This is a genomic window from Paraburkholderia sp. GAS206C (genome assembly GCF_050435645.1).
Classification (GTDB): domain Bacteria; phylum Pseudomonadota; class Gammaproteobacteria; order Burkholderiales; family Burkholderiaceae; genus Paraburkholderia; species Paraburkholderia phenazinium_B.
In genome coordinates this window covers 33,443-57,468 of sequence record NZ_JBNDKR010000013.1, presented here as the reverse complement: position 1 = coordinate 57,468, position 24,026 = coordinate 33,443, and the positions used below count along the sequence as shown (strand labels likewise).

General features: G+C 60.0%; 21 protein-coding genes. 9 read left to right on the top strand and 12 right to left on the bottom strand.

Annotated elements, in window-relative coordinates:
• Window positions 1-26: 26 nt before the first annotated feature.
• Window positions 27-713, bottom strand: coding sequence for a TetR/AcrR family transcriptional regulator (locus tag P3T20_RS31615; protein WP_429288873.1), 687 nt, complete (start codon window positions 711-713; stop codon window positions 27-29).
• A 97-nt stretch (window positions 714-810) separates the two neighbouring features.
• Between P3T20_RS31615 and P3T20_RS31610 the strand changes: the two genes are divergently transcribed.
• From P3T20_RS31610 to P3T20_RS31600, 3 genes are all read left to right on the top strand, one after another.
• Window positions 811-1,944: an FAD-dependent oxidoreductase gene (locus P3T20_RS31610; protein WP_429288872.1), complete on the top strand. Its 1,134-nt coding sequence runs from the start codon at window positions 811-813 to the stop codon at window positions 1,942-1,944.
• A 139-nt stretch (window positions 1,945-2,083) separates the two neighbouring features.
• Window positions 2,084-2,728 (top strand): ureidoglycolate lyase, encoded by a 645-nt coding sequence (locus P3T20_RS31605; RefSeq protein WP_429288871.1) that lies wholly within the window; start codon window positions 2,084-2,086, stop codon window positions 2,726-2,728.
• A 166-nt stretch (window positions 2,729-2,894) separates the two neighbouring features.
• Window positions 2,895-3,737, top strand: a complete 843-nt coding sequence (locus P3T20_RS31600) for an EamA family transporter (protein ID WP_429288870.1) — start codon at window positions 2,895-2,897, stop codon at window positions 3,735-3,737.
• A 191-nt stretch (window positions 3,738-3,928) separates the two neighbouring features.
• Here P3T20_RS31600 and P3T20_RS31595 read toward each other — a convergent pair whose 3' ends face one another.
• Together P3T20_RS31595 and P3T20_RS31590 are read right to left on the bottom strand one after the other, a co-directional pair.
• Window positions 3,929-4,249 (bottom strand): pyrimidine/purine nucleoside phosphorylase, encoded by a 321-nt coding sequence (locus P3T20_RS31595; protein WP_122157017.1) that lies wholly within the window; start codon window positions 4,247-4,249, stop codon window positions 3,929-3,931.
• A 114-nt stretch (window positions 4,250-4,363) separates the two neighbouring features.
• Window positions 4,364-5,068 carry a hypothetical protein gene (locus tag P3T20_RS31590; protein WP_429288869.1) on the bottom strand — a complete coding sequence of 235 codons (705 nt, stop codon included), beginning with the start codon at window positions 5,066-5,068 and terminating at the stop codon, window positions 4,364-4,366.
• A gap of 184 nt (window positions 5,069-5,252) precedes the next feature.
• On the opposite strand from P3T20_RS31590, the gene lspA reads away from it, so the two are divergent.
• Window positions 5,253-5,762, top strand: a complete 510-nt coding sequence (gene lspA, locus P3T20_RS31585) for a signal peptidase II (protein WP_429288868.1) — start codon at window positions 5,253-5,255, stop codon at window positions 5,760-5,762.
• Between the two features lie 63 nt (window positions 5,763-5,825).
• Here the strand turns inward: lspA and P3T20_RS31580 are convergent, their stop codons facing one another.
• The 3 genes from P3T20_RS31580 to P3T20_RS31570 all read right to left on the bottom strand — a co-directional run bounded on the left by P3T20_RS31580 (window position 5,826) and on the right by P3T20_RS31570 (window position 9,705).
• Complete coding sequence (locus P3T20_RS31580) at window positions 5,826-7,373, bottom strand: methyl-accepting chemotaxis protein (RefSeq protein ID WP_074267327.1); 1,548 nt, start codon at window positions 7,371-7,373, stop codon at window positions 5,826-5,828.
• Between the two features lie 281 nt (window positions 7,374-7,654).
• Window positions 7,655-8,746 carry an alpha/beta fold hydrolase gene (locus tag P3T20_RS31575; protein WP_429288867.1) on the bottom strand — a complete coding sequence of 364 codons (1,092 nt, stop codon included), beginning with the start codon at window positions 8,744-8,746 and terminating at the stop codon, window positions 7,655-7,657.
• Window positions 8,743-9,705 (bottom strand): AraC family transcriptional regulator, encoded by a 963-nt coding sequence (locus P3T20_RS31570; RefSeq protein ID WP_429288866.1) that lies wholly within the window; start codon window positions 9,703-9,705, stop codon window positions 8,743-8,745. Before P3T20_RS31570 ends, P3T20_RS31575 begins: the two co-directional genes overlap by 4 nt.
• A gap of 126 nt (window positions 9,706-9,831) precedes the next feature.
• Here P3T20_RS31570 and P3T20_RS31565 point away from each other — a divergent pair, with 126 nt between their 5' ends.
• The 3 genes from P3T20_RS31565 (at window position 9,832) to P3T20_RS31555 (ending at window position 13,149) form a co-directional block, all read left to right on the top strand.
• The gene (locus tag P3T20_RS31565; protein WP_429288865.1) at window positions 9,832-10,719 is read left to right on the top strand and encodes an SDR family oxidoreductase; all 888 of its coding nucleotides are present in this window, start codon (window positions 9,832-9,834) and stop codon (window positions 10,717-10,719) included.
• 371 nt (window positions 10,720-11,090) lie between these two features.
• Entirely contained in the window at window positions 11,091-11,957 is an 867-nt protein-coding gene (locus P3T20_RS31560; RefSeq protein ID WP_429288864.1) for a hypothetical protein, read from the top strand.
• Between the two features lie 232 nt (window positions 11,958-12,189).
• Window positions 12,190-13,149, top strand: coding sequence for an alpha/beta hydrolase (locus tag P3T20_RS31555; RefSeq protein ID WP_429288863.1), 960 nt, complete (start codon window positions 12,190-12,192; stop codon window positions 13,147-13,149).
• Here P3T20_RS31555 and P3T20_RS31550 read toward each other — a convergent pair whose 3' ends face one another.
• Window positions 13,150-14,325, bottom strand: a complete 1,176-nt coding sequence (locus tag P3T20_RS31550; RefSeq protein ID WP_429288862.1) for a GGDEF domain-containing protein — start codon at window positions 14,323-14,325, stop codon at window positions 13,150-13,152.
• Window positions 14,326-14,768: 443 nt separating this feature from the next.
• Here P3T20_RS31550 and P3T20_RS31545 point away from each other — a divergent pair, with 443 nt between their 5' ends.
• The gene (locus P3T20_RS31545) at window positions 14,769-17,645 is read left to right on the top strand and encodes a sensor domain-containing phosphodiesterase (RefSeq protein ID WP_429288861.1); all 2,877 of its coding nucleotides are present in this window, start codon (window positions 14,769-14,771) and stop codon (window positions 17,643-17,645) included.
• A 92-nt stretch (window positions 17,646-17,737) separates the two neighbouring features.
• Here P3T20_RS31545 and P3T20_RS31540 read toward each other — a convergent pair whose 3' ends face one another.
• The 3 genes from P3T20_RS31540 to P3T20_RS31530 are packed head-to-tail and all read right to left on the bottom strand — an operon-like array spanning window position 17,738 to window position 20,182.
• Window positions 17,738-18,157: a c-type cytochrome gene (locus P3T20_RS31540; protein ID WP_429288860.1), complete on the bottom strand. Its 420-nt coding sequence runs from the start codon at window positions 18,155-18,157 to the stop codon at window positions 17,738-17,740.
• Complete coding sequence (locus tag P3T20_RS31535; RefSeq protein WP_429288859.1) at window positions 18,150-19,742, bottom strand: NAD(P)/FAD-dependent oxidoreductase; 1,593 nt, start codon at window positions 19,740-19,742, stop codon at window positions 18,150-18,152. Before P3T20_RS31535 ends, P3T20_RS31540 begins: the two co-directional genes overlap by 8 nt.
• Before the next feature lie 20 nt (window positions 19,743-19,762).
• Window positions 19,763-20,182 (bottom strand): winged helix-turn-helix transcriptional regulator, encoded by a 420-nt coding sequence (locus tag P3T20_RS31530; RefSeq protein ID WP_074267317.1) that lies wholly within the window; start codon window positions 20,180-20,182, stop codon window positions 19,763-19,765.
• 105 nt (window positions 20,183-20,287) lie between these two features.
• On the opposite strand from P3T20_RS31530, the gene P3T20_RS31525 reads away from it, so the two are divergent.
• Window positions 20,288-21,172 (top strand): SDR family oxidoreductase, encoded by an 885-nt coding sequence (locus P3T20_RS31525; RefSeq protein ID WP_429288858.1) that lies wholly within the window; start codon window positions 20,288-20,290, stop codon window positions 21,170-21,172.
• A 255-nt stretch (window positions 21,173-21,427) separates the two neighbouring features.
• Here the strand turns inward: P3T20_RS31525 and P3T20_RS31520 are convergent, their stop codons facing one another.
• Together P3T20_RS31520 and P3T20_RS31515 are read right to left on the bottom strand one after the other, a co-directional pair.
• Window positions 21,428-21,916, bottom strand: a complete 489-nt coding sequence (locus P3T20_RS31520) for a hypothetical protein (protein ID WP_429288857.1) — start codon at window positions 21,914-21,916, stop codon at window positions 21,428-21,430.
• Between the two features lie 437 nt (window positions 21,917-22,353).
• On the bottom strand, window positions 22,354-23,913 hold the full coding sequence (locus P3T20_RS31515; RefSeq protein WP_429288856.1) for an FAD-dependent monooxygenase: 1,560 nt from the start codon (window positions 23,911-23,913) through the stop codon (window positions 22,354-22,356).
• Window positions 23,914-24,026: the final 113 nt, after the last annotated feature.

Sequence of the window (24,026 nt, the reverse complement as noted above, 5' to 3'; positions counted from 1 at the left end):
GCACAGCCGGTGTAACGCGCCCGATATCAGCGATCACGCGCTACCCCAATCCCGTCAAGCATAAGATCGATTCCAACGAGAAAATCGACACGGTCGTCGTGAGCGCTCATCTGTCTCGCAACGCTGCGAGTGAACGGGTATTCATCCGGATCGAGCTGAGACCACACAGTCGACACCTCGTCCAGAAAGTTGGTTCTATCGAGGCCTTGCTCGCGAGCGAAATGCGTATTCGCCGCGTTCTGCCCACCGACGCCAAGGATGTAGCTCAGCAGCGCGGACACCGTCGCCCACTGCTCTTCGTCTGGCACGCCAAGAGCGCGCAACGGCTGGCCGATGCGTTCGAGAACGCGCACCATCGGCAACTGCCCGGGGGCACGTGTCAGTGCTGAGCCAACCCAGGGATGCGCGTCGATCGCGTCGAACATGGCAAGCGCGAGCGCGCGAATGGTTGCTTTCGGCGTCGCGTCATCCACAGGCGCGCTCATCGTGCGAGCGACGATGGCGTCGCACGCAGCGGTCAGCAGATCGTTCTTGCTGGCGATGTGCCAGTAAATAGCACCAGGCCCCGTGGCGAGCCGCTCGGACAGTGCGCGAAAAGTCAGGCCCTTCTCTCCGCTGCTGTCGAGAAGCGCGATCGACGCCTCGATGATTCGATCCGGCGACAGCGAGTCCTCGCGCCGTTGAGTGCCACGTGCCTTTTTACCCTGCCTCATCTTGACGCCTATGGAATGTTGTTCCAATATTACTCTGGAATGACGTTCCATTGAGTGCCCGTAACTTGCGGCTACCTCCGGCTATCGAGGAATCAGGATGAATACTTCAGTTGCGATCGTCGGCGCGGGGCTCGGCGGGCTGACTCTTGCCCGCGTCCTCCACGTCCATGGCATCACTGCGACGATCTACGAAGCGGAAGCCTCGGCAAACGCGCGGGCGCAGGGCGGCATGCTCGATATCCACGAAAACAACGGGCAACTCGCGCTCAAGGATGCGGGACTCTTCGATCAATTCCGCGCAATCATCCACGCCGGCGGGCAGGCAACACGCGTGCTCGACAAGGACGGCAAGGTCCTCTTTGAAGAGCCCGACGACGGCACAGGCGGTCGGCCTGAGGTTCCGCGAGGCGAGCTGCGCAGGATTCTGCTCGACTCGCTTCCTGCTGACACGGTCCGCTGGGGACACAAAGTCACAGCGGTGTCCGCACTCGGCGATGGACGGCACGAATTGACCTTTGCCGATGGCACAACGGTGTCTGCCGACCTCCTCGTGGGCGCCGACGGCGCCTGGTCAAGAGTGCGCCCCCTTCTTTCCGATGCCAGGCCGGCATATGTCGGCACGTCGTTCATCGAGACGTACCTGTTTGACAGCGACACACGTCACAAGGCGAGCGCGGAAGCGGTCGGCGGTGGCGCGCTGTTCGCGCTGACACCCGGCAAAGGCATCGCCGCGCACCGCGAACCCAATGGGGTGCTACACACGTACGTGGAGTTGAACAAGCCCAAGGAGTGGATCGACAGCATCGACTTCTCCAACCCGGCGACTGCCTTGGCCCGCGTCGCCGAAGAGTTCGACGGCTGGGCGCCGGCACTGAGAGCGCTCATCACCGATGCTGAGACCGCCCCGGTGCCGCGCGCGATTCATGCGCTCCCGGTCGAGCACAGGTGGGCGCGCGTGCCCGGAGTGACGTTGCTCGGCGATGCGGCGCATCTGATGTCGCCGTCTGGCGAAGGGGCCAACCTCGCCATGTTCGATGGCGCTGAACTAGGAAAGGCCATCGCCGCGAATCCAGGTGACATCGAGGCCGCTCTTATCGCGTATGAGAAGGATCTCTTTCCTCGCAGCGCGGCCGAAGCTGTCGAGTCGGAAAGAATCCTGAACATGTGTCTTGGCCCCAACGCACCCGAGGGCCTGGTTGCCATGTTCACCGGTTATGAGGCCATCAGGTAATCACACGCCTTCCCTGCTCCTACCTCGCATTCTGGCGCGTGCCGCGGCGCAGCTTGCGTGATCCAGCCGGACAGGCGGCGCGTCTTCCAAGGTGCCCGCGGAAGCGAACAGGTACGGCCGAGTCGTGTAAACTGTCTCCATGTCCGAACCTATCGATTACCTCAATCCCGCTCTTCCTTCTGGGCTCCGCCGCGTGACGATGCCCGTGGTTGACGCGACCCCGTCGACACTTGAAGGCTTTGGCAAGCTTGTCGAAGACCCGCGTGAGTGCTCAATCGAAATCGTGCAATGGCCGAGGGTGGGTTCAAGACCCATCGACGCGGACACCGGTGATCAGGCAGGCACGACCGAGGGCGTCTTCGTGAGCGAGTGGCGTGGCGACATTCTCTACGGTCGAAACGAGGCTGTAGGCGGTCACTACGTCCTGGCATACGCAACAGAACCAGAAGCGGCCCGCGAAGACAATCCGCATGCGCCGGAGCGCATGTTGCTTTGGCATGCGAACTATCATCCTGACGGCGGGCAACTGTTTTTCCCGCTCGACCACCGCCCCTTCTACATCCCCTTAGCGTTACCCGGGGATGACATTGCACCAGAGAAGTTCGTGTGCTTTCGCTTCGACGGGCAACAGGGCCTCTACATCCATCCAAACATCTGGCATGAAGGCGTGTTCACGCTTGGCGGCACGCAACGGTTCTTCGACAAACAGGGTGCCGTCCACGCACGGGTGTCTGTCGAATTTGCCCAGGAGTTTGGTTGTCTTCTCGAAGCGCCCATCCGCTGAGACGCCTAAGGGTCAGCCGTTGACCGCGGCGCCTGCCCGCCGCGGTCAATGAGCCATGCCTTCTCACTCACGAGAGTTTATCTAACGTGAGATCTCAACTTATATGGTTTGTCAGCTGATGCCGGGATAGATATCCTGTTTGCCATACCCTTGGCTACAAATCTAAATGCTTAGTTATGCTGGCGGTTTCGTTCTGCTTGCCGCCCTGCTTCACGCGAGCTGGAACGCGATGCTGCATGGCAATCGCGACCGGTTCCTCTCCATGACGTGGATGAGCATCGCCATCGCGGCAATCTCCACGCTCGTCGTCCTGTTCGTACCGTGGCCAGCCCGCGCGGCGTGGCCGTACATCGGCGCATCGGGACTCGTTCATATCGTCTATAACGTGACGCTCGTGCGGTCATATCGCCGCAACGATCTGGCACAAGCGTATCCGGTCGCGCGCGGCTCGTCGCCGCTGCTTGTCACGCTCGGCGCAGCACTCTTCGCACACGAAGCGATCGGCCCCTTGCACGCTCTCGGGATTGCAATGATCTCCGGTGGCATCATCGCGATCGCGCTGCAGGGGCAACACGTGTCGCGCGCAGGCGTGCTGGCTGCGCTGACAACCGGCGCGACAATCGCGGTCTACACGGTGATCGACGGCATCGGCGTGCGCTTATCCGGCGGCCAGGCGCTCGCCTACACCGCGTGGATGTTCATGTTCTATTGGCTGATGCCGGTGCTGTTCGTCGCGGTGCGTGGGCTCACGGCGCTGTGGGAACCGGTGCGAGAGGCGCCGCTGTCGGTCGGTTCGTCGCTGATTGGCGGTGTGGTATCGATCGCTGCATATGGCATCGTAATCTGGGCACTGCAGTCGGGCGCGATGGGTGCGGTGTCCGCGTTGCGCGAAACCAGCGTGGTATTTGCAGTGCTGATCGGGCGAGTATTCTTGCGGGAAACGGTAAGCGCAAAGTGCTGGCTCGCATGCATGATCGTCGCAGCCGGGGCGATTTGTCTGGGGCTTTAACCCGGCACGATTCAGATCTCGCTCGACACGGCCAATGACGAGCTATAACCTGCTGACCGTCGAATTCAATCACTGGCGTGCGCTGTGGCACGACCTGGTTGCGGCGCGTTCGATACAGGAAGGGGTGGGAGCAACCGTAGTGTGCCTTGATTGCATGAGTACGGGGCGCCGCACGCCCCACTGCCCTGCGCTTACAGATACGTGCAGACGTAGTCCAGCGTTTCGATCACGTCGATATCGAAGCGGCTCTTGCCGGGCACCGAGAATGTCTCACCCGCACCGTATGTCTTCCACTCGTCACTGCCTTCGAGGCGAATGCGGCATTGGCCGGCCTGCACTTCCATGAGTTCCGGCGCGTCGGTCCCGAAGTTGAGCGTGCCGGGCAAGATCACGCCGAGGGTCTTGCGGGTGCCGTCGGCGAAGAGAACGGTATGCGAGACACATTTGCCGTCGAAGTAGACGTTGGCTCGTTTGATAACGGAAACTTGATCGAATTGCGTTGCGGCCGACATGGCGTTCCTCTGGGTAATCGTGAATGGATGCGTTGACGTTGGGCGGCCCCGCTGCGCGGGCTTTCTAACGGGCGCAAGCCTGTCATGATACAGGCCCCGACGCGGCCCAGAAAGCTAGTCGGCCGAGCGCCAGCGACCAGACTCCGGGCACACCGCGACACGTTCGCCGTTCAGGCAGACCTGCTCTGTGTCCAGTTGCAACTCGGTCGAAGGGTCGATATCGAAGTCGACCTTAAGCGCGTGCGCTACGTGGATATCTTCGATGGGTAGCTCCCAGGTCAGGAATATCTGCTCCCAATCCTGATCAGGCGTGAAATCAGGCACATTAAAACCATTACTGCCGCGCGGAATTACGCCATGCGGCTGGCATGTGTCGAATATGACCGCCGTTCCGCGGGTTAGAGGAATACGAAGGTCCAAAGAGGGAAAATGCAGGTCCAGCCCTTTGTCCTCACTCAGGAAGAGATTGCAAAAGGCCGCGCTGCCATATTGCTCACCGTCATAGTGATAGCGCGCACCGCGGCTGGCCATGAGGGCTATGTCACTAGACGCCAGCACATCGGGCAGTCCAAGCGAGGACGTCCAGTCGAGCATCGTCTGCACGCAGCGCGAGTAATCGGGCCAGCGGGCACGTGCCCGCGCTAAAGGCATGACTTCGACGTCGCCGGGCTCCAGAACCATGCGCGACGATATCTCCCTGTCCCAATCCGCAAGCAGACGCACGGGCGGCACGGGCACGTCGATCGTGTCGAATAGAACGATGTCGCTAACGCGCCGGCTGCGGATAGCGTCGCCGCTCCAGAAATAGGAGGTCAGCATGTCTTGCTCTCGATGCGGATGCGGGACATGGTTCATCGAAGCATTGTAACGATTCGACAGGACCTTTCAGGCCAAAGAGACCGCCATCCATCGGTTGCTGACTGTGGATCAAACCGGCTGGACGCAAGCAAAAGCCTGGCTACAATACAACGGACTCCTTCCCCGTCTATATGCGGCATCTCCAATGACGACAAAACAGCGAATCGCCACCGCAGTGCTCTGCGCGCTTGGCTGGATCATAATCGACCAGCTTACAAAGGCATTGTTCAAGCAGATCTTGACCCCAGGAGACATGCTGTCACTCGTGGCAGGAAGCCTCCTGGTGTTTCCAACTTATAACCACGGTGCATTCTTGAGCCTTGGCGCAGGAATGTCCGACGCGACTCGCAATCTGGTTTTCATATACGGCGTGCTGGCGATCCTCGTCGGCCTGTGTGTCTGGCTAATGCGTTCGCCAAGAGCCGGCCGCCTGGAAGTGGTTGGCATCGCGAGCATTTTGGGCGGTGGTCTTAGCAATCTGCTCGACCGTTGTCTCTACGACGGCCGCGTCTTCGATTTCCTGAACGTGGGAATCGGAACACTGCGAACAGGCGTGTTCAACGTCGCCGACATGGGAATCATGCTTGGCGTGGCACTGCTCCTTCTCAGCGGTTTGCAGCGCAAACCCACCCTACCGGGGCCAGCAAGCGCATAACGCCGTCGGCGCTCGCTACGCGCTTGCATCGGCGTATTACAAAGCCGCGCGACCCACGTCGATTCAAACCGGCAACTGGAACACCGCCACCACATCGCTCATGCGGGTGGCCTGCTCCTCGAGCGAGACGGCCGCGGCCGCCGCCTGCTCGACCAGCGCTGCGTTGCGCTGCGTAACTTCATCCATCTGCGAGACGGCTTTGTTGACCTGCTCGATGCCGTCGCTCTGCTCTTCGGACGCAGCCGCAATCTCGGCCATGATGTCGGTCACGCGGCGCACCGCGTCGTTGATCTCCGTCATCGTCTTGCCAGCGCGACCGACCAGCTCGGTGCCGTTCCCCACCCGGTTGACCGACTCGCTGATAAGCGTTTTGATTTCCTTGGCCGCCGATGCGCTGCGTTGCGCCAACGTACGCACTTCGCCCGCCACGACCGCAAAGCCCCGTCCCTGCTCACCTGCTCGCGCCGCTTCGACTGCCGCGTTCAACGCGAGGATATTGGTCTGGAAAGCAATGCCCTCGATCACGCCAATGATGTCGGCAATCTGCTTCGAGCTCGCGTTGATCTCGTCCATCGTCGTCACGACCTTTGAAACGACATCGCTGCCTTCGTGCGCAACACCTACCGCGACTCTCGCGAGATCGCTCGCCTGACGTGCATTGTCGGCGTTCTGGCGCACGGTCGAAGTCAGCTCCGACATGCTCGAGGCGGTTTCTTCGAGCGAAGCCGCCTGCTCTTCGGTTCGCTGCGACAAATCGGTGTTGCCCGCAGAGATCTGCGCGGTCGCCGTGGAGATGGATTGCGCTCCGTCGCGCACCGAGACCATCGCCTCCCTGAGGCGGGACTGCATCATGCGCAGGTCTTGCAGCATCTGACCCATTTCGTCGCGCGAACGTACCTCGATGTGCCGGCTGAGGTCGCCATCGGCAATCGCGCGGAAGTGGTGCATGGCCTCATCGAGCGGGCCTGCAATCGATTTGCGCAGCGCATGCCATGCGAATGCAGCCATCGACAGCCCGATCAGAAGACCGACCGCGGCGAGCGCGAGAATCGTGTGGAAACGATCCTGCGCGGTGTCGTACCGGCTGCGTGCCTGATCCGCCTGCATTCTCTCGAGCTCAGCGGAACGGTCCGTGATTTCGTTAAACGGCGCCGTCATCTTGTTCGAGATCAGATCGGCCAGTTGCGCGGTGTCTCGCCGGTCGATCGCGGCAAACACCTGGGCAACCGGCCCGTTCATGGCAAGCGTCCGCTTGGCTTCGACCGCTTCGGCCAGCTGCTGCTCTTGCGGCACCGAGGGTAGCGCACGGTAGGTCTGCCAAGCCTGGTCGCCGATCGCAAACTGCTCGCGTGCGCGAGTTTCGAGGCTTGCGACATCCGGACGATCTGGCTGAGCAGCAATCCGGTCCAGCACCAGCCGGCCGCGCGCGTAGAAGAAATTGAACTTGCCGATCGCAATCGCCGACGCGAGTTCGTTGGAATAGAGCTCCTTCTGATCTGCGTTGCTCAGGGCAATGCCAACCACGCCCAGAACAGCGCCAATCGTCATGAGCAAGCCGAGGAAGCCCATCGCAAGGGCGAGACGGGCGCGGATCGTGATGTTGGAAAACATAGACGCCTCAAGGCACAGCCAGCGGAACAGGAAAACGTCGCACCGGAAAGGCGCGCGCGGTCATTGGGGTTTACGGCAATAGATCGGGAAAATGAAGGGGCAATTCGAACTTCAGGTGTTCAACGGGCTGAGAACGGCGTAGCAAAAGCGTAGTAACAGCTTCGTCACCATGTTACGGCCCGTTGCAGGACGCGTGATGGGTCCTGCAACGGGCCATCAGAAACGCTTGCGCCGGCACGATACGGGATGACCGTGCTGGCGTCCTTCGGTCATTGCATCGGTCAGTGAGCCTGGGCCGTGTCGCTCAGCAACTGCACCAGGTAGGGCTTCCATACTTCAGGATGAGCGAGGGTCTGGTGGCCGTAAGAATGCGCAGTCTCGGGTATTTCGACGTACCCACCGTTCGGCACCGCTTTCATCTCCCGTTGCATGATGCCTAAGTCCGCGGCGTTGATCAGATCGTCGGCAAAGTTGACGGCAAACAATCGCGCGCGAATCTTCGACAGATCAGGCGCCGGGTTGTAGTCCCACGACGATTCGAACCAGTACAGCACGTCGTTGGCGTCGCTCTTCTGGGCGTTGTCGACCAGCGTGTCGTACAGATGCGTGGCCGCGTCGCGATCTGGAGCTTCGCTTTGCATGCGAGCCGGATTGTTGGTGAAGATCGTGAAAACCGGCATCACGCGAGTCCATTGGGTGGGCGGCACGGTGTAGTCGCCGCCCTGCCAGCCCGGGTCGTTGCGAATCGCGCCGACGATCATCTGCCGCCAGAGCCAGTTGCGGCCGGCCATCGGGATGGGTTGGCTGGCAATCGGCATCAACGCATCCGCCATCTCCGGATAGCGCTCACCCCACATCCACGTCTGCATGCCACCCATCGACGTACCGAGCACCAGGCGCAGATGACGAATATGCAAACCCTCGACGAGCAAACGATGGTTAGCCTCGACAACATCGCCATAGCCGTAGTGCGGAAATCTCGCGTGCATGCCATCGCTCGGCTTGCTTGAACCGCCTCGGCCCAGGCCATCGGGCATCACGATGAAGTACCGGCTCGTGTCGAGCGGTTCGCCGGGAGCGAAGAGTTCCTGGCGCATGGTCGGCGTGAGGAAAGCTTTGCCGGTGCCGGTAGTGCCGTGCATCAGCAGCACCGCGTTGTCGATCTCGCCGTGCGCATCGCGCCGTGGCGTGCCTAAGGTGGCGTAGTGGATATGAATATCCGGCAACGTAGCGCCGTCGGCGAAATGGAAGTCGTGTTCGGTGAAATCGGCTGCCTGTTCGGAAGCAGGCTCAGTTGTCGCAGCGTGGGCCGGCACGAGGCCGGTCAGTACGAACATTCCTGCCGTGGCCAGCAGGGATGTGAAGCGGATCATAGCGGTGTCCCGTCGATTGTGCGGAAGGAGAGAATATCGTAACTGCGTGACGTCGTGCTCTGCCGGCTGTGCTGCCTCGGCGAACAGCCTACGACGCGTTTGAAAGCCTTGCCGAACGCGCTTTCGGACTCGTAGCCGAGCGATGCGGCAATGCGAGGAATGGAGTCGTCCGGATTCTTCAGCCGGTCGCACGCCAACAGCATCCGCCAGCGGGTCAGGTACTCCATTGGGGACGTCCCCACGGTCTCCTTGAAGCGCAGCGCGAAACTCGAGCGTGACATGCCTACGCGAACAGCCAGCGACTGCAACGTCCACGGATGCCCCGGGTCATCGTGCATGCAGGTGAGTGCCGCGCTTAGCTGTTTATCCGCCAATGCGAAGAGCCAGCCCACGCCCGCATTCGCCTTATCGCCCAGATGCAGGCGCAGTGCCTGAACCAGCAACATGTAGGCGAGTTGCTGGGCGATCAACGATCCCCCAGGTTGCCGATCGCGCATCTCTTCGGTCATGCGCTCGAGCGACCAACGCATCGCCGCCCTATCCGATTCCTTGCGGATATGCACGATGGCCGGTAACGAGCCCAGCAGCAACTCGGTGTGGCCGCCAGTGAGGACAAAGTGGCCGCCGACGAGATAACACCCTCCGCCTTCGCTGCTAGCGGGATTGCTATCCAGGCCGCCTGTTATCCGCAGTTGTGCAAAGTCCACAGGCTTCGCCGAAAGGTCAGTGGCGAGACAGAAAGGCGGACCCGGCGGCAGCAAATAGCAGTCGCCAGCAGTGAGAAGCACCGGGTCGGCAACGCCATCCACGGATAACCAGCATTGACCGGAGGCTACCGCATAGCACTTGATGCCTTCATGTCGCGGCCATTGAATCGCCGTGTTGGGCTTCACTGCAACACCACCCGATACAACGCTGCGAGGTTTTAGCAGGGACAACAGATCTGAGAGCGGGTCCATGAGATTCCCGGACGATTGATCTAAAAATGCGGACTATATGACATTGATCGTATCACGGGCGACGCCTACATTAGGCATCGTTGGACTGCGACTGCAGCCCTTAACCTACATAAAGGCCAATTCATCATGCGTATTTTTGTTACCGGTGCGACCGGCTTTCTAGGTTCCGCCATTGCCCAGGAACTCATCAATGGCGGCCATCAGGTACTCGGACTGACGCGATCGGAGGATGGTGCGCGTTCGCTCGCCGCGATCGGGGCCGAAGTGCATCGTGGCGATGTCGAGGACCTCGACAGCCTGCGCCGCGGCGCGGGTATGGCCGACGGTGTCATCCACACTGCCTTTAATCACGACTTCACAAGGTTCGCTGCGAACTGTGAAGCAGACCGGCAAGCTGTCGAAGCAATGGGTACTGCGCTGCTCGGCTCGCAACGCCCTCTCGTCATTACCTCCGTTTGCATGTTGGGTACCTCTGCGCCTGGCAAGCCGGCAACGGAGGACTACACGAATCCCGACCACCCGAGCCCGCGTAATGCGTCGGAACTAACTGCGATTGCTCTGGCACAGCGTGGCGCCCACGTATCGGTGGTGCGGCTTCCGCAAGTCCACACTCCCGTCAAGCAAGGGCTTATTACCAATCTGATTCAACTGGCTCGAGAGAAAGGCGTTTCCGCCTATGTCGGCGACGGGCTTAATCGTTGGGCTGCAGTGCACCTCAGCGATGCAGTCCGTGTCTATGTGCTGGCGATGCAGAAAAACGTAGCGGGCAGCCGATACCACGCGGTCGACGAAGAAGGTATATCGCTTCGGACGATTGCCGAAACCATCGGTCGAGGTCTAAACGTACCGGTAAAGAGCATTGCCGCTGAGGAGGCACCCGCAAACTTCGATTGGCTCAGTCCATTCGTCAGCCGCGACATGCCCGCATCCGGCGCGCTTACGCAGGAACGACTTTCGTGGCAGCCGAAGGGGCCGGGACTGATCGCCGATCTTGAAGCGATGAACTATAGATAGAAGTTGAATATTTGGTAACGTGCGCCCTGGAAAAATCCGTTACCAAATATCACCCTCCGAATCAGGAGGGTGATAAATTATTAACGCCGAATAAAACGGTATAGAGAGATACCACCACATTGCTTTGACTTGGCGCACGCGTCCAACTAAAGCAATTCAAAAATATAACAGCAGGCTTACAACCAAGAAAAATGAAAAACATCAATCGACCAGGGATAGCGATCGCGGTTACTTTGTCAGTTCTACTGATAGGGTGTGGTGGGGGAGGTGGAGGTAGCAGTTCATCTTCGACTGCGGGCCTGAGTGCGGATCAGAAAGCATTCGAACAGTTTGCGCTGGCGCCGAATGCCTCATACAACGTTCAATGGTCATTGCCAGCCTCAGGCACGCCGGTAAACGGCACTAACTATCTGATTGAATCGCATGCGTCGACTGCCGCGTCTCCGTCCACCGGCACACAACCGCTGAACGGCACTCCGTCGACGTCGCTTGCCGCCACGTTAAGTGTTCCGACCACCTTCGACAATGGCCGCTACCTGATCAACGGTGCAATAGTCGTGGGCTCCGGATCGCTTAACACTGCGAGTTTCCAGGGCACCGGCATCGTGGTCGACGCTCTTGCGACCGATGGCGTGACGGTGGTAGCAAGCCAGTTGCGCAGCAATCTTTCGGTGGTCCCCTTGAGCGGAGCCGTCGCGGCCGCTCCGACCGCTCTGGCGCAATGGTTCAATGCGCTTTACTACAACGCATCGCTACTCAGTGCATCGGCCGTCTGGGGCACTGGTTCCGCATATCTTCAATACACGGCGACCGAAGTTGCTGATACCTATACGGTTGTCGATTACGCCGGTTCTACAACGGGCAATACGCCCGATCCAGTGGCAGGCGGTACGACCATCGCCGCTTTGATGGCTGCAGGAGGCATTGTCTCGAACGATGACGGCACGACCTACACGCTGACCAATGGCAGCGTGTCGTCGATCAACGGCGTGACGACGTATGTGTCTTCGGCGGTGCGCCCTAACCTGACGACACCTACCTACAGGACCTTTTACCAGCTCAACGGCAATGTCTATGAGGGTAACTTCGTTAAGGCGGGAACCGTATTGGGCGGCAGCGTGTACCTGGTCGCGGCACCCGGTACGTCCACCGGCTATACACTCAATTACTCGCACCAATATCAGATTCGCCTGAATGCCGTTGCCGTCGCCAGCTTGCGTACAGCGGTGACGTTTTAAAGGGCGGCCTCAGCCGCCGCTCAGTTGAACGGCTCGCAAAACGACACCTTGCCGCGTAGCGCGTTGCCTGCGGCGGCAGGGTCCTATCCTGCCGGCAACGAATGTCCGGCGTTCTACCACGCGCAAAGTTGCTTTGCAATTCAGGAGATATGCGCGCCCTCGCTGCCACTCTACTATCCGTGCATAGGTCCGATCGCCGGACGATGTCTCTTACACGATAAAGGAGTTAGCGATGGAAAATTCACCCGCCAACGGCGTATCTAACTCTTTTGTCGTGACGCATCCACTCGATCCTGAGGACGGCAAGATCATCGCGATGATGCGAGCCGGCGCCAGTTCCACCAAAGGGGTGAGGCTGGGGATCGAAGCGCGCGGGGCCTTCGATGCCATGATGGAAAGCGTTTTGCCGCACGAAAACGTGACGTTCGAACAAGACGCAGTGGGCGGCGTCCCAGGCATCTGGGTGATTCCTGAGCACTGTCGGCCGGGCGAGGCGATCATCCATTTGCATGGAGGATGGTTTAACTTCGGCTCCGCCAACGCATTCCGCCATCTTGTCGCGCATATCGCGGCGAGAAGCGGACTAAGGGCCTTCGTTCCGGACTATCGGCTGGCTCCCGAGCATCCGTTCCCCGCAGCCGTTGACGATGTGCTGGCCTGCTATCTCGGACTTGGCGAGAGGAACATCGAGCGGATTGCTATCACCGGAAACTCGGCCGGCGGTAATCTCGCCCTGATCCTCGCCTCGCGCATCGCCGGCAACGACGTCCCTGCGAAGGCGACGCTTGTTGGCGTGGTTGCCCTGTCACCCGTTACCGATCTGACGCTCTCGGGCGCCACCTACGAGACACGCGCAGACGCCGATCCGCTTTTCACACGCGCTCAAGTGTCCGAACTTGTGCATTCCTATTTGCGTGGTGCCGATCCCAAACATCCCCACGCTTCGCCGCTCCATGCACCGTTGAGCGGTTTACCTCCCGTTCGCGTTCACGTGGGAGACGATGAAGTGCTACTGGATGACTCACGTGAATATGTCCAGCGCGCCTTCGCCGCAGGTATCGATGCACGGGTCGATGTCTGGATGGGGATGCCACACGGATTCCCCGGCAGGATTGGAACGTTAAAGGCTTCGGGAGAGGCTCTCGAGGCTATCGGTGTGTTTCTCGGAGAGAAGCTGCAGTCGGGGATCTGATCAAGCCGTTTGCGCCAAAAGCTGCGCATCCCGCTTCGCCGCATACATCCGCTGATCCGCCAGCGAACACAGTTGATCCAGCGTTCCGGCGTCTTCTGGAAAAAGCGCGATGCCAATGCTTGCGCCCAGTTGGACCTGCTCGCCTGACACCTTCGCAGGCGCCATCAAGCTATCCTGCAGGCATTTGGCGAGACTGACAGCGGCGTCCCGATTCATCGGGCACTCAAGTAGAAGGCTAAATTCGTCGCCACCGGTCCTCGCCAGAGTGTCGCCGCTTTGGACACAGCCAGCAAAGCGATGCGCGACATCCTGCAACGCCAGGTCGCCGGCACGATGGCCGAATCTGTCATTGATCGACTTGAATCCATCCAGATCGATCGCCAGCACAGCGACCCTGACACCTTTCTGCTGTGCCCGCGAGAGCGCCGCGCCCAGCCGGCTTTCGAACAGCCTTCGGTTTGGCAAGCCGGTCAGCTCATCGTGGTCCGCCAGATGTTGATTCTGCTTGAGCTGATTTTCAAGCAGCAACATGATCATGCCGACCGCAACCAGGAACTTGGGCAGATTCCACATTTCGACGTCGAACTCAACTTTGGGCAGCCAGAGGTCTGTGAGCAGCCCCATAGGAAAAACCGCCGCCCAGGTCAACAGCCCGACGAACGTGACGATAAAGCCACCGGTGCGCGCCTTCAGCATGAACCAGCACTGAATGCAGCAGTACAGGTAGGCGGCGCAAAGCATCGTCGCTGTCTGCACGCCCAGGGTTGCGGGGAGCATTTCGCAAAATAACAGGGCGACGGCTAGAGCAATGTCGAGCACCACCGTTGTAAGGCGCGTAGTGGTTCGCTGCACAGGCGGATAAGCGCAGAAGATGGCAAGCGGGACCAGCGCGAGCAAGGTCGCAACAACCATTCTCGGCGGCGCAGGCACGCCGGGCCAATCCGCAAGGCAGATGTACAACGTGTAGACGAGCGCACGGCTCCAGAACATGAGCCGGCTACTCCAATGCCGAGGCTCCGCGTCCATTGACCAGCAGAAGAGCTGCGCACACCAGATGAGCGCGGCCGTGCCGATGGCATCTGCCGCCGCGCCCCAAGCTCCGGGCAACGCGAGAAACGAATACGCGGCGAAGTGTATTTCGATGCAGATCCAGCCGCGCAACCAAAGCCGGGTCATGGTCGAGCCGGCAGGCCGTGCGACCGCTACAAATGCGTAGATCAGTAATCCGACCGAGAACAGATCCGGTAATTCTCGCCAGGACATAATGCCTCAGAAATCTCGTTCACCGTTGCGATGCGGCACCTGAAAAGAAGCCCATGAAAGTTAGCGACCGCTACGTGAATTAACGGCAGGCGAAGAACATTCTGAAGGAATGATGTCAGTCGCGCGTATTTATTGGCAATTTTGATATTTCTGCGCCACGCCTTATTCTTCCCTGCTGCGGCGCAGGCTCGACGCATTCGGCTATCAAAAACCCTTCAAGCCTCAGCTTCCCGTGCCGTTAGCACAAGGAGCGTATCCAAAAAAAAGCGGCTGCGCGCCCTCGCGGAATACACACCACCGACAAACATTTGAGTGAGGTTGAGGTTTGGCGTTGCACGACGAACGAGCGTCTTCCGATGGCTGACGCATCCGCACGCGAAAATCCGGCGGAGAGCACCGCGCTGGCTGCGCCGGCAATCGATGCCCAATTGCGGGCGGTGAGGAACGGCAGCCAGCCATGGGCCGAAACGTGGGCCTGGTATCGCGCGGGCGAGCAGTTGCACCTTGCCGGCCACGGCGATGCATCGCTCGACTGGCCGCAAACCATCGCCGAACAGGGTCTCGTAAAACTCTGCGCTGGCCGGGGGTGGCTGCGCTTTGCCACGGGCCGCGGCGAACGGGTGCTCGGCTGGCTCATTGCGCCAGCCGCATTTGCTGACGACGAATCCCTGCAGGAATTCGCCCGGAGTCTGGGCGAACGCGCTCAGACCGACGCCCTCGCGCGTGCCCAGAACACGCAGCGCGTGCTGTATGAAATCGCCTATCTCGCGAGTTCGGTGCCTGATCGCGCAGAGTTCCTGAGGCGCGTGCACGAGCGCCTCGGTACGCTGATCGACGCCGAGAATTTCTACCTGGCGCTGTACGACCGCAAAAGCGGCAAGATCACTTACCCGTACTATGTTGACGTGATCGACGCCGATGTCATCGAAGCGGAAAACTTCGACATTCTCGATCCTGCGCGTCCGTCGATGACTGCCCAGGTGCTGACGACCGGTCAGCCGCTCTTCGTCGATGCTGCGACGATCCGCGCCGGAAAGGACGCCGGTATTTTCTACCCGATCGGCGACTGCCCCGAGTTCTGGATGGGCGCGCCGCTGAAGAATGCTTCGGATGAAGTCTTCGGCATGCTTGCAATGCAGGTGTACGACGTCTCCCGGATCTACAGCGCCGAGGACCGCGAGCTCTTCCTGGTGGTAGCGCGGCACGTAGCCATGGCACTAGACCGGATCCTGCACCGCGCCGATCTGGAGGAACAGGTCGCGCGTCGCACCTCTGAACTCTCGCAGGTCAATGCAGCGCTGCGCGAAGGCATCGCCCAGCGCGAGCGTGCGGAACACCTGCAGGCAACGCTCTTTCAGATCGCAGAGCTTTCGAGCCGCCCCGGAGACATGGTGGGATTCTTTGGCAGCCTGCACCAGATCGTCGGTGAGCTGCTCTACGCGCACAACTTCTACATCGCACTCTTTGATGCGGAAACCCAGACCGTTTCCTTTCCGTACTACGTCGACGAGCATATCCACGAGCCACCGCCACCGCGCTTTGGGCGACGCGGCCTTACCGAATACGTGATCCGCGAGCGTCGCCCTTGCCTTCTTGACGAGGACGGCGCATTACGCCTGATAGCCGAAGGCGAGATCGAAACGAACACTTCAGAAGTGCGGCTTCGCTCGTGGCTTGGGGTACCGCTGTTCGATGGAGATGACGTACGCGGAGTGCTCGCCGTACAAAGCTACGCGCCACTCGTTCGTTACTCGCAGCGCGATCAGGAACTGCTGACGTTCGTGTCGCACCATATCGACACCGCGCTGTCCCGCCGGCGAGCCGCCGATGCCCTGCATGCGGCGAACGCAGAACTCGAATCCCGCGTTCAGATTCGCACGCGGGAGCTCGACAACGCCAACGCACGCCTCGTGCATGAAAATTTGCACGACTCGCTAACCGGGCTGCCGAACCGGAGCCACCTGCTCCAAAGGCTGCAGACCGCATGGAGTGCCTATTGCGAAACGGGCAGCCAACTGACGGTGATGTTCCTTGATCTTGATCGCTTCAAGATCGTGAACGACAGCCTCGGCCACCACTGCGGAGACATGTTGCTCGTTCAGGCGGCGGATCGCTTGCGCGGCTGCCTGCGTTCGACCGATCTGCTGGCGCGTCTCGGCGGCGACGAATTTGCAATTCTCTCGCCAGATGCTCCGTTGAGCGATGCCGTTTTCATTGCGGAGCGCATACTCGCCGCATTCGATCTGCCGTTCGATATTGACGAGCACGCGGTTTTCTCTTCGTGCAGCATCGGCATTGTGAACGCCGACTGCCAGTACCACAACAAGCCAGCCGACCTCCTGCGTGACGCCGATATCGCGATGTATCGCGTGAAAAGCGCAGGCCGCGACAGCTATGTCGTGTTCAATCACGAGCTGCGAAGGGAGGTGCTGGATCAGGTGGAGCGCGAAGGTGCGCTGCGTAATGCGCTTAAACGCGACGATGAACTGCTGCCGTATTTCCAGCCCATCGTCGACGTCGCGACGGGCGACGTTGTCGCGCTCGAAGCGCTGATTCGCTGGCGGCAGCCTGACGGACGGATTGTCAGTCCCGGCGAGTTCTTGCCGCGGTTCGAAGGCTTGCGGCTAATCGGGCGACTCGACCTTTACATGCTTACCCGCGTCGCCATTATTTTGTCGGAGCCGGAGCGCGCGAACTGGCCGCCCGTCCACGTGAACTGCTCGAGCTTTAGTATCACGCGGCCTGAGTTTGCGGACGACGTGCTCGCGCTGTTGCACCGGCACGGCGTCTCGCCCTCGCGCGTGTGCCTTGAATTGACGGAAGGCGCGCTCGTTGCCGAACCCGATCTTGCGCGCAGCACGATGCAGCGTCTCGCAGATAACGGCATGTCTGTTGTACTCGATGACTTCGGCGCCGGATTCTCGTCGTTGAGTTATGTTCACCAGTATCGCTTCAGCGGTCTGAAGATCGACAAGTCGTTTATCCTCGAACTCACCGCGAGCGCCCGCAGCCGGGCGATCGTCACAGCGATCGTGCGAATGGCGGAATCGCTCGGTCTGCCGGTCGTCGCAGAGGGCGTCGAGGATGCGGGGACACTCGCGATACTGCGGGAAATGGGCGCTGCCCAGGCGCAGGGGTATTTCTTCGATAAACCGATGCCGCTTGATGCTCTTCCGGGTTTGTCGAACCGTGAGCGCGGCGCGGGCACGGTTGCGAAAGCGTCGGCTTGCTAGCGCTCTGGGCTTTGTCGGCCCCCGGCTGATCACGTGGACGCGGCGGATGTAGCGGAATTGTGCGAGCTCATCGACGGCCATGCCACGCGACATCAACGCAGACTTCTAACCTGCCCTGCCGTGACATCCCCGTCAAACCGGTTGCCGAAATGGGTTCTCGTGTAGTTGACGACAGCAGCAACCTGATCGTCACTCATCGAGTCGCCAAAAGATGGCATCCCCTTTCGGCCGTGCAGTATGTTGACGATGACGTAGGGTGCCGCTTCGACCGCCGGATTGTCAGCGAGCGCCGGGTAGTGACCCGCGCCCTGTGCGCCTTTTCCATCCGGCATATGGCATCCCGCGCAGGTAGCGTTGTAAAGCGCTTCGCCGCTCATTTCGGTGAAGCGGTAGCCAGGCGAAAGCGTGAAGGCGCGTGGTGCGTCCTGCACCACCGCCTGAGCCGATACCTTCGCGGCTACCATCAGCAAGGCCATCAGCATCGCGCCGGAGATCGACCACGGCCTATCCATTGACGATTCTCCGATGCAACCGGGTGATCGCATCCAGCGACGACAACACCGCGCCTTCCTGCCATGCCGGGATATGGGAAGCGTGTTCCCCGGCAAGGACGATCCGTCCGTCGATTTGGCAGAGATTCTCGTAGTGCGCCTTTCTCAATGCATCTGTCCAGGCGGCGAAGCAGCCATTCGTGAACGGCGATCGGCTCCAGCTCATTGCGAAGCCGTTCTGGTACTCGCTCGCATATTGCGGATGAATCTGGCTACCCTGGCTCAATGCCATGGCGATCCGTTCCGCCGGGGGCAGCGCACCCATCTCATAGCTGGCGGGTCCCCACATGTAGGCGCCAAGCAGTACCGCAGGACCGGTCGATCCGTAACCTGTTGCCGGATAGCCGATCGTCGAGATCGGCAGGTCGGTATAGGTGATGCCGCCGTAGATCTGCTCGTCTTCTTCCCAGAATCGCCGGCCGAATTGCAGCCCGATTTTCACGGATGTCTCGTAGGGCACCGCATCGATCGCGGCGCGCATGGTCGGGCCGACCGCCATGTCGATCTGACTCAGAATCGAGAGCGGGATGGTGCACACCAGCCAATCCGCGTGCGCGTTCCGTTCGGCTCGAGTGACCGTGTCCGTGTAGCGCACGCTGACGCCCTGCTCGTCCTGCGAGATGGCCGTGACTCTGGCGTTGAGCACAACGGCACTCGCAACCTGCGAATAAAGCGCATGGGCAATCCTGTCCATGCCGCCGACGGGCTGGAAAATGGTGCTCTGAAAGTCCTGCTCGTTCCCGGACGAGAGCCATTGCCACAGACGGGATGCAAGCAAGGGATCGCGCGGGAGCAGATTCGACGGTACCGCCATGGGCATCAACCCACCGCCATGCGCGGTCGCGAATCCGCGGCGTTCACTGCTTCGCTGGTTCGGTTGATAGACACCATGCCGATCGAGCGCACCCCATTGGCGCAAGGATTCGAGTAGTAGATGCGCATCGTCGGCTGACAACGCATCATCGAGTGCTTCCTTGTGGATTGCTTTGGAAAGCAACTCGGCGATATAGCCTTGATAGTCGGTCTGCACCTCCCGGAATCGTTGCGGCTTGCCGCCGAAAGCCTCCGTCGAATGCAAGTATGCGTTGTAATTCACCTGGATGAACGGCTCGAGCGGTACCTTCAGGCGTTTGGCATAGTCGAGCACGCCCTGGTGGTGATACGGAATGCGCCAAGGCCCTGGGTTCAGGTAAAGCCCGTCTGCGAAATCGCAGTACTGGGTGGCGCCGCCGAGTTCTGTATAACGATCCCCACCCCTAACGGTCCAGGCCCGACCACCCGCACGGTTGTTGTACTCAAGCACCTGCACCTGGTAACCCGCGTTCCTCAATTCAAACGCTGCGACGAGGCCAGCCATGCCCGCGCCGAGCACGAGAATTCGTGTTCCTTTGGGCGCGCCATCAAGTCTGATCGGTCCGGCGTAGGTCGAGGTGGCGGCGAACCCCAACGAGCTCATGCCCTGCATCATGGCGGCCGCGCCGAGGTTCTTGCCGATCAGCGTCAGCAGTTGCCGGCGGCTTATCGCATTGGTGGTTGTTCTCGACATAAGGGCGGGCGCAATGCGACTTACGCAGATTCCCTCTGGCTATCAAATTGCCGGCGAGCCGCTGTGACTGCAGCGTGATTCTCGTCGGCCCATTGAATCAAAACGTTCAACGCCTCGAACATCGAATGACCGAGTTCAGTCAGGCTGTATTCGACGCCCGGTGGCTTCGTGGGAAAGACCTCGCGATTCACGTAGCCGTCGCGTTGTAGCTCATGAAGCGTCTGTGTGAGCATTCGCTGCGAGATGTCCGGCACCAACCGGCGAAGTTCACCGAATCGATGTGGGTGCTCAGCCAGCGCCAACATCAGCAGCGAACTCCAGCGCCCGCTGATGATATCGATGACGTCGCGCACCGGGCAATTCGCCAAAGGACCGAATTGGGTCCGGGCCTCGTCCAGCCTTGTCTTGAGATCGCCAATCGACGGCTTGGTGGTTCCCATTTGGTAACTATCTCCTGAAAAACTGCCTTCTTTACTGAAGAGCGCAGACGCCTGATTATCGAGGCGCTCTCAAAACGAGAGTAACACTCAGAATGAGGCTAGTCCATGAGCGACACCATTTTCGTCACCGGTGCATCCGGTCAACTCGGCCAGCTTGTTATCAAGCATCTGCTTGCGCGCGGCGTAACGCGCGACCGCATCGTCGCCGGCACCCGCAGCCCGGAAAAGCTTGCCAGCCTCGCGGCAGCGGGCATTGAGGTTCGCAAGGCGGACTTCGAAGACCCGGAAGGCCTGACCGCAGCGTTCAAAGGCATCGACACCGTCCTGATCATTTCCACAGATGCGCTGGATGGGGTAGGCACACGATTGAAGCAGCATCGCAATGCGGTCTCGTCAGCCGTCGAGGCGGGAGTCAAGCGTCTCGCCTATACGTCGATGCCCAATCCAGGGAGTTCTTTGCTGACCTTTGCACCGGACCATCTGGAAACCGAGCGGACCATCAAGGCCACCGGTACGCCGTACGTGATTTTCAGAAACAGCTGGTATCACGAGAACCTGCTCAGGTCGCTCCCCAACGCGCTGAAAAGCGGGCAATGGCATACAGCGGCCAAAGGTGGGAGAACGTCGTACGTCGGAAGGGAGGACATCGCTGAAGCGATCGCCGCAGAGCTGGTCACGACAACCTCAGATAGCCGGACCTACACACTGACTGGGTCTGAAGCGCTGTCCACCGAACAAATCGCCGACCTGGCTCGCCTGGCTACAGGCAAGCCGCTTGCCGTCGTCCATGTGTCGGACGAGCAACTCGTCATGGAACTGAACGCGGCTGGTGTTCCGGGCGTGTTTATTTCTGTATTGGTGTCAATCGAGGCAGAGGTTCGGGCTGGCAATCTTTCTATCGTCACGGACCATCTCGAATCGCTCATCGGCCGCTCTCCGAAGCGGCTTGCCGACTACCTGGAAGAGGCCAAGGCCACCTATGCAGTTTGAGCGTCTTCCTGCGCTGTAGCCGGACGTCAAAGGTTCGCTTTGGGAAATGCGTGGCTTGACTGAACGCTCCGAAACGATCACTTCGCCCCGCCAGCCGGCTTCGTTCGACAAGCCCGGCTACCTGTGCACGAGTCCGGGTGGGCAGGTGGGGTTGCGCTGCCGAGGCTAGCGATGCATGTCAGCACGCCCAGCAACGTGCGCGATTTCTCTGGAATTACACGAACTGGGCGTCTTTCGGAAAACTAATCGCAACGATCAATTGTTGTCATGCGCATAGCCATCCGATGTCGTATCGACACTCACGCGGATAAGTACCCCGCTGCTCCCAGTCACACCACCGCCCTGGAAAGTAAGGGAGCCCTCTTTCTTGTAAAAGGTTTCAAAACGATAGGCATCCTTTCCAAAATAGAACGGGATAAATGCCTTGCCTGTAGTGTAAGTGTGAGAATCATTAGGCATGCCGATCAAGTCCTGGACTTCCTTCTGCCCCATACCAATCCGAAGTTTCGCAAACTTGCTGTTCTTCGAAGGCGTACCGATAATTTCGCCATTGATTTGGCCGACACGGACCTTCTGGATGGGGCGGCCATCGGCAGTTGAAGATAACTGCTGGTTGTTTGCTGCTGTAGACGCTGAAGCTTGCGGTTGTGATGAAGCTTGCGGTTGTGACGAAGACTGTTGCAGCGCCGAGCAGCCACACAGTGCCGTTGCAAGACCGATAGCGACGATAATTTTCGTATTCATGAAATTCCCAGTTTTTATTATTACAGTGTTTGAAAATCTATTTTCTTGGCCCGTTCCGCGAGGTGCTGGTCGAGCGAACGTCCGGATCGTGTTCGACCGTAGTCCGCCGGTGACTGATGCATTACCAGCCCAGAAATAATATCGGATTAAAAAAGGAAAACTTTAGACCTGCGCCCGGCTTTCTTTCATCCGGGTCGAGGCTTCAAAGACGGGGCACTCGCCGAACACCCCTCCTATTGCACGGCGTGACAGACGCGGCGTTGATCCTCGACCGCGCGAGGTATTCTAAAATTTATTCGGTTTGAGTTAATTGCGTATCCATTGCGCATAATTGGGTTGCCCAATTGAGGCTGCCAAAAGATTTGCCGTTTGTGTTTTTGCTTCAACGCTTTCGTTTTCGCAGTCGCGGCATTGGCCTCCGTCTGATATAACTGGCCCTAGGCGGGGCCAGGCACACCTTCAGGTTTGCCGAACCATCGCGCCAAAGCTTCGGCAGGTTCCTCATCGCGAACCGCGGCCTCACTTGCCCACGCAACAAACCCGTCAGGGCGCAGCAATACCGCGCGCAATCCCAGCCGTTCCTTGACGTCGCTCGCGACGTAGGTGACCCGCTCTCGCCAACGGCTCGCGAGCGCCTGAAGCGATGCGCCTGGGTCGAACTCCAGGAACAACCCTCTTCCTTCGCGCAGAAGACTACCGACCTTAGTCCCGTCGACGAGCTCGAAATCAGGAGCACTGCGGCCTACCAGCGGATGACCGTCGCCAAGATCGTAGCGAAGCGAAACGCCCCACACGCGCTCAGCAAAGTATGTCGCGCCATCGCGGGTCTCGATGAGGTCACGGATGACGGCTGAAAGCGCACGCGTGCTTTGGGTGGGGCGCATAAGCGCAACCTGCGCGCGCGACCAGTCAAGAACGTCCGCTCCCACCGGATGCCGTTCCCGCTGATAGCTGTCGAGTAGATCGGCCGGCGCGTCGCCACGGATCGTGGCTGCCAGCTTCCAGCCCAGGTTCATCGCGTCGCCCAGACCGAGATTGAGCCCTTGACCGCCCAAGGGGGAGTGGATGTGTGCGGCATCACCCGCGAGCAGTACGCGTCCTTTGCGATACGTTGTCGCCTGGAAAGCGCGATCCGTCCAGGTGGTAGCGATCTGAAGCTTCGTCAGGGTGATATCCGTGCCGGACACGCGGCGCAACACCGCCTGCACATGCTCCAGCGTGATCGGTTGGATCCGGTGAAAAGCGCCACCGTCGAATTCCACCATCGCGATCGTGCCAGGTCGTGCATAGGTGTACATACCATTCGACGTATAGTGCCGGCCAGGGCGGAGTGCTTGCTCGTCGGCCATCTCGACTTCAACGGAATAGCCAGTGAACTCGGGATCGGTGCCAACGAACTCAAAGGCGCCCGCCTTGCGCATAGCACTGCGACCGCCATCGCAACCGACAAGCCAGCGTCCAGCGAAAGTTTCGCCGCCCGCGTGAACCTTTACTTCTTCGTCGGACGCCGTTATCGCGTCGGCGCTAAAGCCACGCCGAATCTCAGCCCCCATCGCACTGGCTCGGCGGGCCAGGGCAGTTTCGAGCGTCTCCAGTTCGACCGCCATACTGGTGCCGGCCGGGCTTGGCAGGCGATATGGCCACTTCGATGTGTCGATGTCGTCGTGATAGAACTGGATGCCCGCGAAGTGGCCGGCTGGCCGACGCGGCTGTCCCATCCAGTGTGCAGCCTTTGCACTCTTGCCCGCGGCCTCGCTCTCACGCTGCGCCGCGACTACCTCATCCAGCAACCCACGACGATACAGCGCTTCGAGCGTAGGCGCCGAAAGGCCGCGCATTCCGAATGGAAGCTGCTTCAATGGGGAGTGTGTGTCCTCAGCTTGCTCTAGCACCAGGACCGAGAGGTCAAACAGGCGCAACTCGCAAGCGAGAAACAGGCCGACGGGGCCAGCGCCGGCAATTACAACGTCATAGATATCTGAGTGATGTCTGCGCATGAACTACTCCTGTGTCGATGTCCGACCGGAGCGTTCCTCGATTGAGAACCACACGGACGAACGTTTGGACGCCTGTGCAGCGTCGAATGTTCGTCGTGGGGATCTCTTGCGCG